General features: G+C 75.7%; 11 protein-coding genes and 3 pseudogenes. 5 read left to right on the top strand and 9 right to left on the bottom strand.

The genetic code is table 11. The features are described 5' to 3' along the window. The 3 genes from ACFXA3_RS18025 to ACFXA3_RS18015 form a co-directional block, all read right to left on the bottom strand. On the bottom strand, positions 1-917 hold a 917-nt coding region (locus tag ACFXA3_RS18025; RefSeq protein ID WP_385187838.1), incomplete at its 3' end, for a Kelch repeat-containing protein. After that, positions 914-2,125, bottom strand: coding sequence for a Kelch repeat-containing protein (locus ACFXA3_RS18020; RefSeq protein WP_385187837.1), 1,212 nt, complete (start codon positions 2,123-2,125; stop codon positions 914-916). The genes ACFXA3_RS18025 and ACFXA3_RS18020, both read right to left, overlap by 4 nt. 40 nt (positions 2,126-2,165) lie before the next feature. Next, positions 2,166-3,380: a Kelch repeat-containing protein gene (locus tag ACFXA3_RS18015; protein WP_385187836.1), complete on the bottom strand. Its 1,215-nt coding sequence runs from the start codon at positions 3,378-3,380 to the stop codon at positions 2,166-2,168. A 342-nt stretch (positions 3,381-3,722) separates the two neighbouring features. Here ACFXA3_RS18015 and ACFXA3_RS18010 point away from each other — a divergent pair, with 342 nt between their 5' ends. Beyond that, positions 3,723-4,670, top strand: a complete 948-nt coding sequence (locus tag ACFXA3_RS18010; protein ID WP_385187834.1) for an ion transporter — start codon at positions 3,723-3,725, stop codon at positions 4,668-4,670. 23 nt (positions 4,671-4,693) lie between these two features. On the opposite strand, the gene ACFXA3_RS18005 is transcribed toward ACFXA3_RS18010, so the two are convergent. Next, complete coding sequence (locus ACFXA3_RS18005) at positions 4,694-5,578, bottom strand: hypothetical protein (RefSeq protein ID WP_385187833.1); 885 nt, start codon at positions 5,576-5,578, stop codon at positions 4,694-4,696. Here ACFXA3_RS18005 and ACFXA3_RS18000 point away from each other — a divergent pair. Together ACFXA3_RS18000 and dmpI are read left to right on the top strand one after the other, a co-directional pair. Next, the gene (locus tag ACFXA3_RS18000) at positions 5,573-5,998 is read left to right on the top strand and encodes a LysR substrate-binding domain-containing protein (protein ID WP_385187831.1); all 426 of its coding nucleotides are present in this window, start codon (positions 5,573-5,575) and stop codon (positions 5,996-5,998) included. The two genes, ACFXA3_RS18005 and ACFXA3_RS18000, sit on opposite strands and share 6 nt — an antisense overlap. Before the next feature lie 158 nt (positions 5,999-6,156). After that, complete coding sequence (gene dmpI / locus ACFXA3_RS17995; RefSeq protein ID WP_385187829.1) at positions 6,157-6,339, top strand: 4-oxalocrotonate tautomerase DmpI; 183 nt, start codon at positions 6,157-6,159, stop codon at positions 6,337-6,339. 191 nt (positions 6,340-6,530) lie between these two features. Here dmpI and ACFXA3_RS17990 read toward each other — a convergent pair. The 3 genes and pseudogenes from ACFXA3_RS17990 to ACFXA3_RS17980 all read right to left on the bottom strand — a co-directional run. Further along, a pseudogene (locus ACFXA3_RS17990) lies at positions 6,531-7,007 on the bottom strand (copper chaperone PCu(A)C); the annotation flags it as partial. Beyond that, the gene (locus tag ACFXA3_RS17985; protein WP_385187827.1) at positions 7,004-9,292 is read right to left on the bottom strand and encodes a heavy metal translocating P-type ATPase; all 2,289 of its coding nucleotides are present in this window, start codon (positions 9,290-9,292) and stop codon (positions 7,004-7,006) included. The pseudogene ACFXA3_RS17990 and the gene ACFXA3_RS17985, both read right to left, overlap by 4 nt. After that, positions 9,289-9,543, bottom strand: coding sequence for a hypothetical protein (locus tag ACFXA3_RS17980; RefSeq protein ID WP_385187825.1), 255 nt, complete (start codon positions 9,541-9,543; stop codon positions 9,289-9,291). The genes ACFXA3_RS17985 and ACFXA3_RS17980 overlap by 4 nt, the downstream gene beginning before the upstream one ends. Positions 9,544-10,023: 480 nt before the next feature. Here ACFXA3_RS17980 and ACFXA3_RS17975 point away from each other — a divergent pair, with 480 nt between their 5' ends. Both ACFXA3_RS17975 and ACFXA3_RS17970 read left to right on the top strand, forming a co-directional pair. Next, positions 10,024-10,200 carry a hypothetical protein gene (locus ACFXA3_RS17975; RefSeq protein WP_385187822.1) on the top strand — a complete coding sequence of 59 codons (177 nt, stop codon included), beginning with the start codon at positions 10,024-10,026 and terminating at the stop codon, positions 10,198-10,200. A gap of 93 nt (positions 10,201-10,293) precedes the next feature. Continuing rightward, on the top strand, positions 10,294-11,580 hold the full coding sequence (locus tag ACFXA3_RS17970) for an NAD(P)/FAD-dependent oxidoreductase (protein ID WP_385187820.1): 1,287 nt from the start codon (positions 10,294-10,296) through the stop codon (positions 11,578-11,580). Between the two features lie 171 nt (positions 11,581-11,751). Here the strand turns inward: ACFXA3_RS17970 and ACFXA3_RS17965 are convergent. Both ACFXA3_RS17965 and ACFXA3_RS17960 read right to left on the bottom strand, forming a co-directional pair. Next, a pseudogene (locus ACFXA3_RS17965) lies at positions 11,752-12,090 on the bottom strand (SUMF1/EgtB/PvdO family nonheme iron enzyme); the annotation flags it as partial. A 322-nt stretch (positions 12,091-12,412) separates the two neighbouring features. Next, a pseudogene (locus tag ACFXA3_RS17960) lies at positions 12,413-12,850 on the bottom strand (sulfatase-like hydrolase/transferase); the annotation flags it as partial. Between the last annotated feature and the right edge of the window lie 220 nt (positions 12,851-13,070).

The following is a 13,070-nucleotide window of genomic DNA, read 5'->3' as shown; positions in this document are numbered from 1 at the left end:
CCCCCCGCCCCCGCCCCCCCCCCCCGGGGGCGCCGCCCCCGGGCGGGGGCCGGCGCCCGGCCGTGCGGCATGTCCGCCTCCCGGCTCCAGGTGCCGGTCGCCGGGTCGTACCGCTCGGTGGTGGCGCGGCTGTACGGGTCCAGGCGCCCCTGGGTTCCGGCCTCCGGGTCACCGCCGCCGGTGGCGAGCACCGTTCCGTCGGCCAGGGCCGTCAGCCTGTGCCCCGCGCGTGCCGCCGCGAAGGTTCCCGTCGGGGTCCAACGGCCGCTCGCGGGGTCGTACCGTTCGCAGAACGCGAGTCCGGCGCCGCCCCGCCAGTCGCGGCGCGTCGACGCCCAGCCGCCCGCGACGAGCACCCCGCCCCCGGGCAGCGCCACCGCCGGGTGGAGCGAGCGGGCGTCGCACATCGGGCCGGTCGGGGACCAGCGCCCCGAGGCGGGGTCGAAGACCTCGGCCGAGGCGAGGGAGCGCTCGCTGTCGCGGGAGCGGGTCGCGGTGCCGCCGGCCACGAGCACCCGTCCGTCCGGCAGCCGCGTCGCGGAATGCCCGCACCGCGCCTGGCCCATCCGCCCCGCGTCCGACCAGCTCCGCTCGACCGGGTCGTACACCTCGGCGGTGTCCAGCGCCCGGGCCGGATAGCTCACCGGGCCGCTGCAGCCGCCGACGACCAGCACGCGCCCGTCGGCGAGCACCGTGGTCGAGTGCATCTGGCGGCCCTCCCGCAGGGGTGCGGCCCCGGTCCACAGCCCGGTGCGCGGGTCGAACAGCGCGGTTCCGTCCTGGGCGGTGAGCCGGTCATCGGCACCCCCCACGACCAGGACCTGCCCGTCGGCGAGCCGTACGGCGCAGCTCGCCGACCCGAACAGGTTCCGCTCCCACGGCAGTTCGCCGGCCGCTGCCCACCGTCCTCGGCTCACGGCGTGAACACCTCCGCCGTACCCGCCGGGACGCCCTCGCCCGACGCCGGAGCGGCGGGGCCCGCGCGCGAGACGCCTCCGGTGGCGAGCACCCGCCCGTCGCCGAGCACGGTCGTCCCGAACGCCCAGCGGCCGGTCAGCAGCGGGCCCTCGGCCGACCAGGACCGGGCCCCGTCCGCCCAGCGCAGCGTGCTCGCGAACCCCACGTCCAGGCAGGCGCTTTCGGTACCGCCGAAGACCAGCACCCCGTCCCCGGCCGGCACCGCGCGATGGAAGGCGCGTCCCCACGGCAGGGGCGGACCCGGGCGCCACGCGCCGGTCGCGACGTCGTAGATCTCCGTGCTCGCCAGGCTGTACGGGCAAAAGCGCGCGTCGTCGGCGGCGGTCCCCGGTTCGCCGCCGATCGCGAGGACGCGGCCGTCGGGAAGGGGAACGGCCTGGTGCACGCCCCGGGCCGCGCCCAGTGAGCCGGTCGGCGCCCAGGTCCCGGTCTCCGGGTCGTACACCTCGCACAGGCCGACCGCCGGGGCGCCGCCGTGCCGTGTGGTGCTGACCAGCCCGCCCACGGCGAGGACGCGGCCGCCGGGCAGCGGGACCGCCAGATGGCCCCAGCGGGGCACGGTCATGGCGCCCGTGGCCAGCCAGGTCTCGTGGACCGGGTCGAAGACCTCGGCACTGGCGAGGGTCAGCATGTCCTGGCGCGAACGCGGACGCTGACCGCCCGCCACGAGGACCCGGCCGTCGCCGAGCACCGTCGCCGAGTGCCCGTTCCGGGGCCCGGCCATCTCCGTCGTGGCCCGCCAGGTCCCGCTGCCGGGGTCGAACAGCTCGGCGTGGCCGAGTGCCGGCTGAGGATAGGCCTGCCGCCCCGGCGTCCCCCCGGCGGCCAGCGCACGGCCGTCGTGGAGCGCGGTCAGGGAGTGCAGGCGCCGGCCCAGGAGCAGCCGGCCGGTCGCCGTCCACGTGCCCGGGCCGGGGTCGTACACGACGGAATCGTCCAGCGAGAGCAGCAGGGAGCCCGCGCCGCCCGCCGCGAGGGCCCGGCCGTCCCTGAGAGTGACGGGCCCCTCGTACTGGCCGTGCCAGTAGACCAGGGGCATCGGCGGCTCCCCGGCGGCCGTCCAGCCGCCCCCGGCGGCCCGTACGCTCACGCCGCGCCGCGCCGGATCCGCCTGCGCGCCCGCTCCGCCGGCCAGTAGGTCGCGCAACTCCGCTCCTTTCGCACGCTGCGCCGGCCGGGGCGGCCGGTCAGGGCGTGTACGTCTCGGTGGTGGCGGTGATCCGGTCCTCGCCCGGCACCGGGGCCGCCGCGCCGGAGTGCGTGAGGCCGCCCATGACCAGGGCCCGCCCGTCGGGCAGGGCGACCGCGGCCGGCGCCCAGCGGCCCTCGCCCATCGCGAACGTGGCCGACCAGGCACGGGCGTCCGGGTCGTACAGCACGGCGTTCTGGTAGCCCACGGCGAGCGAGGAGTCGTCCGTGCCGCCGAGCACGAGCACGGCGCCGGACTTCAGCCGCAACGCCCGGTGGTGGCTGCGGCCCCACGGCATGTCGGCATCGGCGCTCCAGGTGCCCGCGTCCGGGTCGTAGCGTTCGGTGGTCCACTGGCTGTACGGGTCGTAGGCCCAGTCCTCGTCCCGGAAACCCCGCATGTCCCCGCCGGTGACGAGGACGCCGCCGCCCGGGAGCAGCGTGGCCTGGTGGCCCTTGCGGGCCGTGGCCAGGGTGCCGGTGGGCGTCCACGTCGAGTCCGAGGGGTGGAACAGCTCGCAGTGGCCGAGCGCCGCATAGCTGCCCCGCCCCACCGCCAGCGCCCCGCCGACCAGGAGCACCCGGCCGTCCTCGGTCCGTACCGCCGGGTGGCCGAACCGGGCGTCGGTCATCGGCGCGCGCACCGGTGTCCACCGCCGGCTGTCGGGGTCGTACAGCTCGGCGGAGCGCAGGGTGCGCAGGGAGTGGTCGTCGCGGGCCGTGCAGCCGCCGGCGACGAGGACCCGCCCGTCCCGGAGCGCCGTCGCCGAATGCGAGAACCGGCCCTCGGCGAGTCCGCCGACGGGGATCCAGCCGCCGCTGCCGGGGTCGTACAGCTCGGCCGAGGCGAGCCCGGCCGGGGGCACTCCGGGGCCCGTCCCGACACCGCCGGCCACCAGTACACGGCCGTTCCCCAGGTGCGTCACGGTGTGCAGCCGGCGGGCCCGGGCGAGCGGCGGCGTGGACTCCCAGACCCCCGTCGACGGGGTGAACAGCGCGCTGCTCCCGGTCGGCAGCCGCCGCCCGTCCTCGCCGCCCGCGATCAGCACGGCGTCTTCGCCGACCACGGCCACCGCGTCGGCCGGCTGCGCCCAGAACCCCGCGTACGGAAGGTCCGACGCCGGCCGCCACACGCCGGGCGTGACACCCGTCGCGGCGCGGGCCGCACCCTCCAGGACGCCGCGCACCCGCGGCGGGCGCATCCGTTCCCACACGATGCCGCACCTCATCTCGTCGGGGCCTTACTCCCCGGGGAGTTGGGCGCGGACACGGCCGGTCATCCATGCGGAGTAGGCAGAAACGATCACCCCGCCCGACCGTGCCCCCACCGCACGCGGGAAGCGGGTCCGGCCGTACGCGGGCCGGGGCCGGCCGCGCACCGTCGGGGACACCGCCACGATCGGGCGTCACGGTTCCCCGATCGGGCGATGTGTCGGGACGGGGCGACTCGTATGCGGCCGTGCGGCGTTACACGACCTGGAGTCGATCACAGCCCGGGCAGCCGCCGGGGCGCGACACAGCCCGTGGCCGGTGCCGGTCACGGCCGAGGGAGCACGATGCCAGACCTCATTCGGACGTCCACCGGTCGCGAGAGGCTTGCCGCGCGCTGCCGCGACGTGTGCGAGGCACGCCCGTTCGCGTTGGCCGTCATGTCGGTGATCCTCCTCAACGCCGTACTGCTGGGCATCGAGACGTACAGCGGGCTGTCCGCGGAGTACGGCGTGCACCTCGATGCCGCCGAGCGGTTCTGCGTCGCGGCGTTCAGCCTGGAGATGCTGATCCGCCTGGGAGCGTACGCCGACCGGCCGAAAGCTTTCTTCCGCGATCCGTGGAACGTCTTCGACCTGCTCGTGGTCTCCTCCGCCTTCGTCCCGTTCCTGCGGGAGAACACCACGTTGCTGCGGCTGCTGCGCCTGGCACGGGTGCTGCGCACCGCGCAGTTCATGCCGCAGCTGCGGGTCCTGCTGGTCGCCGTCGGCCGCAGTCTGCCCGGAACGGTCAGCTTCCTCTTCGTCGGCGCCCTGATCCTGTACGTGTACGCGATGATCGGCTGGATCTGCTTCGCCGGACACGACCCGCAGCACTACGGCTCCCTCGGCCGGGCCGGGCTGACCCTGTTCCTGCTGATGACGCTCGAGGGTCTGGGCGATGCCGTCCACGCCGGACTGGCCGTCTCCCCGTTCAGCATCCTCTACTACGCCTCCTACGTGCTCCTCGCCTCCTTCGTCCTCGTCAACGTGCTGATCGGGGTCGTCCTCAACGCCCTTGAGGAGGCGCGCGAGATGGAGGAGGAGGCGAAGCGCGCCGCACAGGCTGCCGACCGGGAGCCCGCAGGGCAGCCGGGGCGGGCGCCGGCAGCGGGCGCGGACGAGCTCCGCCTGCGGATCGCCGCGATGCGCAGCGCCCTCGACGACATGGAGGAGCAGCTCGCCCCTCCGGGAGCGGTGGCGCCGGCTGCGGCCGGATCCCCCTCGCTGGCCGGGGCGTCGGCCGGCGCACGGTAGCCGGGACACCGCCGGGCGGGGCGTCAGGGTACGACGACCCGCAGGCGGGAGACGTCCGGGTGGAGAGCCCCGCGGGCGTGGCCGCCGGGGGCGGCCGCGGTCCGACGGAGGAACTCGACGGCCTCGGAGGTGATGACCTCGCCGGGCGGCACGTTGGGGATGCCGGGCGGGTACGCGGCCAGGGTGTCGGCGGACACCATGCCGACGGCCCCTTGGGCGGGAACCACCCGCGCCGGGCTGAGGAAGGCCTCGCGGGCCGTGAGCCGCGCGGGTCCGGGGCGCGGCAGCCGCAGCGGCGCCCGCCCGGCGAAGTCTGCGCCGGAGCCGGAGCCGGAGCCGGCGGTGGTGGTGGCGCCGAGCGGGGCGGGCAGGCAGTGCAGGGCCTCCAGGAGGCGATCGGTGTCCGGCGCGGACCCGGCACCCACCACGGCGACGATCGCGGCGTCCGTGGCGACTTCGACCATGACCTGGTGGTCCCGGTGGAGCAGCCGCCGCGCCTCGTGCCCGGTGATCCCGCCGACACGGGTGTCGAGGGCGATGCGCAGCGGGTCGGCGGCCGCGATGTCGGCGAACCGGTGGAAGCCGTCGCCGACCACGCCGAAGCGGCCCAGCGCGCGCACCACGCCCCGGATCTTGTCCGCGGCCTCCACCGAGCCGGTGATCCGGCCGGTGCCCGTGGCCAGGGACCGCCGGGCGAGGTCCAGCGGGACGGTCAGCAGGGCGCTCGCACTGGCCGACTGCACCAGCCGGAAGGCCCGGTCCACGAGGGGTTCGAGCCGGTCCGCGAAGGGACCCTCGGCGAGGTGCAGCACGGCCGACCGGGTCAGGCTGCCGCCGAGCCCGTGGGTGCCGGAGGTCACGAGGTCCGCGCCGAGGGCCAGCGCCCCGTCCGGCAGCGCCGGGTGCAACCCGAGCCCGCACCGGGCGTACGGACCCTGCGCCTGTGGGACGCCCCCCTGGTGGCGGCCCTGCCGGCGGCCCATCCACTGGCCCGCGAGCCGGAACCGGCCCCGGCCGACCTTGCCGGCCTCGGGTTGTGCCTGACCGCCCGCCGCAGCGACCCGGTCCTGGTCGACCCGGTCGTCGGAGCCTGCCGCTCGGCCGGCTTCGAGCCGCTGCCGGGACCGGTCAGCGGCTCGCGGCAGGACACCCTCGCCACCATCGGCGCCGGCTCCACACCCCTGTGGACCGTGGTGTACGCGGCCCACGCGCGCGTACTGCCCAGCCCCGGATCGCCTTCCGTCCGTTCCGTGCACCGGGCCCGGCCCTGCCCATCGGCCTGGCCGTCCGCAGCCGGAATCCGCCTGCGGTCGTGGACGTACTCCTGAAGGCCCGCACAGCGGCACCGGCCGGCGACGGTCACGAAAGCTGATGGCTGCGGTCGCGGTCTGCTCCTTGGCCGGGAGACTCGGAACGGATGGACCGGGTCGTGTCGGTGAGCGACCCGGAAGAGCCGGGAAGCCGCCACCGGCAAGGGAGTTCCCGCATGCCCATCGTCACCGTCCAGCAGGGTCCGCGCGATGTCGAGCTCAAGCGTGAGCTCGTCAAGCGGGTCACGGACGCCTTCGTCGACGCGCACGAGATCCCGGCCGAGACCGTCCAGGTGTGGATGCACGAGGTTCCGGCGGACGGCTGGTGCGCGGCCGGCACGCTCGTCGCCGACACGTAGCCGGCGCACGTACGGGGGGTCTCGCGCAGGCACGGCCGGCAACCGTCGCACGCGTTCCGGCCCGGCGGCCCCAGCCCCCTCAAGCTGCCCACCCGCGCCCCCCCCCGCCCCCCCCGGCGCGGGGGGGGGGGCCCCGGCCCCTTTCTGCGGCCCGGACCAAACCCGAACGCCGCCGCGTCCACGGGCCCGCTGCGGCGGAAGTGCAGCACGAAGGGGACCGCGTCCCCCTCCTTCCACCGGACCTTCACCGTCGCCATCACGTCCACCGTGCCCGGCGTCATGGTCAGCCGGCCGCCGGCCGGGAGGTCCACGGACGTGGCCATGCCCATCGTGTCGGCGCCCCGGCCCGCCGGTTCGTGCCGGCTGAGCATCACGTCGTCGAGGGCCGGAGACGTCACGGACACCAACCGGTCATCGGATCCCCCGGTGTTGGTGATCGTGAAGAACGCGGCGGTCCGTTCCTTGCCGGCGTAGGGCAGGAAGACCCGCCCGACGCCGACTTCGATGCGCGCCGGGCTGCCGGCCGCCCCCGCTTTCGTCCACGCCGTCAGGCCGACCAGTGCCGTCAGGCAGGCCACGACGGGAACGAGCGCGCCGGTCAGCCCGTCGCGCAGGCGCCGACGGCCGGGAGAGCGGCCCGCTGCCGCCGTCCGGAGGGAATCGGTCATCGCCGGGAGGCCTTTCGCGCGGACGCCGGGGAGTGCTGCGGGGAGGGCTGCCAGGTCCGCAGGCGCAGGCTGTTGGCCACGACGAGGAGCGAGCTGGCGGACATCGCGGCCGCGGCGACCATGGGGTTGAGCCACCCGGTGGCCGCGAGCGGCACGGTCACCGCGTTGTAGCCGAACGCCCACACCAGATTGAGGCGGATCGTCGCCAGCGTGCGCCGGGCGAGGCGGACGGCGTCGGCGACCACCTCGATGTCACCCCGTACGAGCGTCACGTCGGCGGCCCCGATGGCCACGTCCGTCCCGGTGCCCATCGCGATGCCGAGGTCGGCCTCCGCCAGCGCCGCCGCGTCGTTGACCCCGTCCCCGATCACGGCCACCCGGCGACCCCGCTCCTTCAACTCCCGCACCAGCGCGGCCTTGTCCTGCGGTGAGCAGCGGGCGTGGACCGCGGTGATGCCGAGCTGCGTGGCGACGGCCCGCGCGGTGGCGTCGCGGTCACCGGTGGCCAGGACGGTTTCCAGGCCCAGCCGCCGCAGCCGGTCCACGGCCCGGTAGCTGCCGGGCCGGGGTACGTCACCCAGTGCGATGACGGCTTCGTCCGCGCCGTCCACCCGGACCAGGACCGGTGTGAGGGCGGCGGCCTCCGCCTCGGCCCGTGCCCGCGCCAACGGGGCGGGCAGGTCGTCGCCGAGCGTGCGCACCTCCACCCGGCGGCCTTCCACCACCCCCTCGACACCGCTTCCGGGAGTGGCCAGGAAACCGGTGACCTCGGGCAACGGGCTCTTGGGGCGGGCGCGTCGGGCGTACGGGACGAGCGCGCGGCCCAGCGGGTGCTCGGACCCCTGTTCCACTGCCCCGGCCAGCCGGACCGCCGCGTCCCGGCCGATGCCGCCGTCGACCGCCGTGACCCGGACGACCGACATGTTCCCGGTGGTGAGCGTGCCGGTCTTGTCCAGGACGATCACGTCGAGGTGGCGCAGTGTCTCCAGCGCCCGGGGACCGCTGACCAGTATGCCGAGCCGAGTACCCCGGCCGGTCGCGGCCATGAGCGCGGTGGGGGTCGCCAGTCCCAGGGCGCAGGGGCAGGCGACGACGAGGACGGCCACGGCCGCGGTGACGGCGGCCTGCGGGTCGGCCCCGGCGCCCAGCCAGAAGCCGAGGACCGTCACGGCCAGGGTCAGTACGACCGGCACGAACACCCCGGCCACCCGGTCCGCCAGGCGTTGGGCCCGGGCCTTCCCCGACTGGGCCTCGGTGACCATGCGGGTGATCCTGGCGAGTTGGGTGTCCGCGCCCACCGCGGTGGCCCGTACGAGCAGCAGCCCGCCCGCGTTGACGGCGGCACCGACCACCGGCCGCCCCGGGCCCACCTCGACCGGATCGCTCTCACCGGTGACCAGCGAGAGGTCCAGGGCCGAACTCCCCGAGACCACCACACCGTCGGTGGCGACCCGTTCGCCGGGCCGCACGACGAACTCCTGCCCCGGACGCAGCTGTTCGATCGGCACCAGGCGTTCCCCGCCGCCCTCCCGCACGGTCGCGTCCTTGGCGGCCAGGCCCGCCAGGGAGCGCAGGGCCGCACCGGTGGCGCGTCGGGCCCGTGCCTCCAGATGGCGGCCGGTCAGGACGAAGAGGGGGACGCCGACCGCCGCCTCCAGATAGACGTGTGCGACCTCGTCTCCCGCCGAGGGGAGCAGGGTGAACGGCATCCGCATCCCCGGATCGCCGGCACCGCCGAGGAACAGGGCGTACGAGGACCACGCGAACGAGGCGAGCACGCCGAGGGAGACGAGGGTGTCCATGGTGGCCGCGGAGTACCGCAGACCTTGGGCCGCCCGCAGATGGAAGGGCCACGCGCTCCAGACCACCACCGGGGCGGAGAGCACGAAGCACAGCCACTGCCAGTTGCGGAACTGCAGGGCGGGCACCATCGACAGGACGAGGACCGGCAGGCACAGGAGAGCGGTGATCAGCAGCCGCTCGCGGTCCTTGCGGACCTGGTCGTCCTTCGCGGGCCCGCCGGGCGGGGCGGCGGGAGGCACCTCGGGCGGGGGAGCCGGTTCGGCCCGGTAGCCGGCGCGTACGACCGCTGCCAGCAGGTCATCGACGGTGACGTCCGGCGGGTGGCTCACCCGGGCCCGGCCGGTGGCGAGGTTGACGGCCGCCGTCACGCCGTCGAGCCCGGCCAGCCGCTTTTCCACCCTGTTCACACAGGCCGCGCAGGTCATGCCGCCGACGACGAGGTCCGTGGTCAGCGGGGCGGTGCCCGCCACCTCGGCCGTCATCGCCCACCACCGGTGTGCCCGCCCATCCCGCCCATGCCTCCCGGGCCTCCCGGGCCGGAACTGGCGGGCGAGCCCGGATCGGTACGGGAGGAGTGCATACCGGGTGCGACCGGGCCGGCGGCGGCGCCGACGCCGTACGAGAGGCCGAACACGGCCAGGAGGAGCAGCAGGAACCCGGTCAGTGCCGGGGGAGGGACCCACCGCCCGGTCGCGGCGGGCACCTGGACTACGGACGGTTCTGCTTCGGCCATCGACTGACTTTCCCTGATCCGGGTTTCGCGCGGGGAACGTTCGCCCCACGCGTTCTGGGAAGGCAGTCGTGCGCGGCTCGCGCGGAGTTCCCGGCGACGGCGACGGCGACGGCGGGGGACGGCAAGGCGACGGCGGCGACGGCCGGCCCGGTGTTGTCGCGGCAGCATGGCGAGCTCGTGGCGGTCGCGCGAGGCCCCGGGACGCCGGCCTCCGCGCTGCCTGACATCCCCGGCAGGGCCTTCCGCCCGGGCGTCGTGCCGCGGCCCGGCACCCGCCCCGCGTCCCCCCTTTCCTTCCCTCTCTTCCTCCGCCCTCCGCCCTCCGCCCTCTGCAAGGACGCGATCCGCCATGACCCTCGACGTCCGCACTCCCGGCGAGTGCGCGACCGGCCATCTGCCGGACGCCCGGAACGTGCCCCTCGACCGGATCGCGCGGGGCGTGCCGGAACTGCGGGAGGCCGCCGAGCGGGGGCCCTGCTCGTGGTGTGCGGCTCCGGCGGGCGCTCGGAGCGCGCCGTCACGGAACTCGCCGTCCACGGCATCGCCGCCTCCGGCCTGACCGGCCTCGTCCTCTCCGCGGTCACCGACACCTGCGGCCTGGCGGTACTGCTCGGCCGGCTGCCGTTCAACCGCCGCGGGCCCGCGACCCGGGCATGACGGCGGGCGTACCTATGATTGGTCATGTGCCTGACAGTCATGGCACTGCAGCGCTCCCACACGGCACCACACCCCGAAGGCGGCGATCAGCACATGACCAGGCCCGAGAGTGCGGGACGCGACTACGACGTCGTCATCAGCGGAGCCGGCCTCGCCGGCAGCGCCGCCGCGATCCTGCTCGCCCGACGCGGTGCCCGCGTCGCCCTGCTGGAGCGCCGCTCGGACCCCGCGGCGTACAAGGTCCTGTGCACCCACTCCATCACCGCCAACGCCTACCCGGTGCTGGACGAACTCGGCCTCGTCCCGGCCCTGGAAGAGGCGGGGGCCGTCCGTAACGAGGCCCGCTGGTACACCCGTTGGGGATGGATCGAACCGAGGGCCGCACCCCGGGGCCCCGAGCTGCCGTACGCGTACAACATCCGGCGCAGCACCCTCGATCCGCTGATCAGGTCCCGGGCGGCGCAGACCCCGGGAGTCGACCTCCTCCTCGGGCATCAGGTGACCGGGCTGGTCCGGGACGGCGGGCGGACCTCGGGAGTGCGCGCGTCGACGCCGCAGGGCGAGCGGGAGATCCGTGCCCGCCTGGTGGTCGGCGCCGACGGCAAGGACTCGGCCGTGGCGAAGCTCGCGGGGGTCCCCGTCCGGCAGTTCGAGAACGCACGGTTCGGCTATCTCGCGCACTTCCGCGACCTGCCGCTGCGCGACGGGATCGGCCAGACCTGGTTCCTGGAGCCCGACATGGCGTACGCGTTCCCCAACGACGACGGGGTGACGGTGCTCGCGGTGCTCCCGGACAAGAAGCGCCTCCCGGCCTTCCGGGAAGACCTGGAGGGCAGCTTCCTCTCGTTCGTCCGGGCCCTGCCCGACGCGCCGTCCGTCGACTCCGCCGAACGCATCAGCAAGATCATCGGCTCGGTGAACTACCCGCTCGTCAGCCGCCGGCCGACCGCACCGGGCCTCGCCCTCATCGGCGACGCAGCCCTGACCGGCGACCCCCTGTGGGGAGTGGGATGCGGGTGGGCCCTGCAGTCCGCGCAGTGGCTGGCGCAGGCGGTCGCCCCGGCCGCGACCGGTCGGGGCGACCTCGACAGGTCGCTCGCGGCGTACGCCCGCAGACACCGGCGCGGCCTGAACGGGCACCAGTACCTGGCCGCCGACTTCGCCAAGGCGCGGCCGTTCAACCCCGTGGAACGGCTGATGTTCTCGGCGGCGGCGCGCGACGAAGCGGCGGCCCGGCACATGTACCTGTTCGCGTCCCGTCTGATCGGGCCGCTGCGCTTCCTGAACCCCGTGGCACTGGCCAAGGCCGCGGTCGTCACCCTGAAGCACCGCGGGACGGCCGCCGCGCCGGCCGCGGACCTGCCCCGCGCGGGGTCGTGACGGGTCCACACGTCGCCGACGGTGTCGTAGGGCCCGAAGCCCCGTCGGGGCGGAGGGACTTCGCCGGCGCCGTGCCCGCGTAGCCGTCCTCCGCGGTGTTGCGGGTGGGGAAGCCGCCCCGCCGGATGTTGCACATGTGCCGACCGCCGGGGAGAGCTCGGCGCCCCACGGGCAGTGCCGCTGTTCGAGCCCGCCCCGGGCCGCGCACTCCCATTCGGCCCCGGTGGGCAGGCGGGTGCCGGACCAGGCGCAGTACGCCCGGGCGTCGTTCCAGGAGACGTGGACGACGGGATGGCTCCGGCGCGCGGTGACGGACGAACCGGCACCCTCCGGGTGGCGCCAACCGGAGCCGGGAACGGCCCGCCACCCGGGGACGCCCGCCGCGGGAGCGGACACGGCGGCGGCCTCCTCGGTCAGGAAGCCGCCGCAGACGAAGGAGAACCCGGAGCGTTCGGCTGCGGTGACGTGACCGGTGGCCTTGACGGAGGTGGCGAACTGGGCGTTCGGCACCGTCGTGGGCGGGCGTGATCCCGGCCGCGTCGAGGACCGTGGGGGCGATGTCGATGTTGCGCTGTCCCGCCGACGGAGAGCAGGCGCGCAGCTGTTCCGCCCGGACCTGCCGGCCGTCGGCCAGGGTTCCGGTCGCGTTCCGCATGTAGGCGGGTTGGCCGCCGCGGTCGTTCTCCGGGGCGCAGGGCCTGCCGCCCCGCCCGCTGGAGCAGGGCGAACTCCTCGAAGTGCGGGGGACTGTCCGCGAGGGTCCAGGAGTTGAGCCACTTTCCGAACAGTCCGGTGCGGTAGCCGGCCTGCTGCAGGTACCGGGCAGGGTGGTGTCCTGGTCGGGCTGGTAGGAGGCCTTGTCGTTGCGGACGCCGTGGTGGCGGGTGTAGCGGCCGGTGAGCACCGACGAGCGGGAGGGCGTGCAGAGCGGGGTGGTGACGTGCCCGTCGGTGAACGCGACGCCCTGGTCGGCGAGCCGGGCCGTGGTCTTCGGCAGCGCCCATTCGGTGCGCTTCGGCTGGTCGTCCGTGACGATGAGCAGGATGTCCGGGCGGGTCGCGGCGGCTGCCGCGGGTGCGGCCGCCACCTGGGCGAGCGCCGGAACCGCTGCGGCGGCCGCGGCGGCCGCCGTACGGGTGAGGAATCCGCGGCGGCTCACCCGCGGTCTGCTGTCGTCGCTCACGCGATGTCTTCTCCCGGTTCCGCAGCGCGTACGGGCAGGGCAGACCGACTGCCGTGCAGGGATGGAAGAGAGTCGGGGATCGGGCATCGACCGTGAAGCGTGCAACTCCGTCCGAACGGGATCGGGTTGGCCGGGTCGGAGCCCTCCGGCCCGCGGCGGAGCCCCCCCCGCCGCGCCCCCGCCGCCCGGGGGCGCGCCCCCGGGTCCCAGTGCGCCCCCCCCCGCCGCCACCGCGGTCGGGGGCGGCGCGGACCCCTCCCACAGGACCCGGTGCAGGAGCGGGGTAACGGGCGGACCGGGCCAGTAC

This window comes from Streptomyces sp. NPDC059456, assembly GCF_042750055.1.
Classification (GTDB): Bacteria; Actinomycetota; Actinomycetes; order Streptomycetales; family Streptomycetaceae; genus Streptomyces.
Note: the sequence above shows the minus strand (reverse complement) of the source record. Positions and strands in the feature narration are given on the sequence as shown.

Excerpts from the sequence above, each read along its gene's own strand:
- dmpI (WP_385187829.1), top strand. The coding sequence starts at position 6,157 with ATGCCCATCGTCACCGTCCAGCAGGGTCCGCGCGATGTCGAGCTCAAG.
- ACFXA3_RS17970 (WP_385187820.1), top strand. The coding sequence starts at position 10,294 with ATGACCAGGCCCGAGAGTGCGGGACGCGACTACGACGTCGTCATCAGC.
- ACFXA3_RS17985 (WP_385187827.1), bottom strand. The coding sequence starts at position 9,292 with ATGACGGCCGAGGTGGCGGGCACCGCCCCGCTGACCACGGACCTCGTC.
- ACFXA3_RS17980 (WP_385187825.1), bottom strand. The coding sequence starts at position 9,543 with ATGGCCGAAGCAGAACCGTCCGTAGTCCAGGTGCCCGCCGCGACCGGG.
- ACFXA3_RS18010 (WP_385187834.1), top strand. The coding sequence starts at position 3,723 with ATGCCAGACCTCATTCGGACGTCCACCGGTCGCGAGAGGCTTGCCGCG.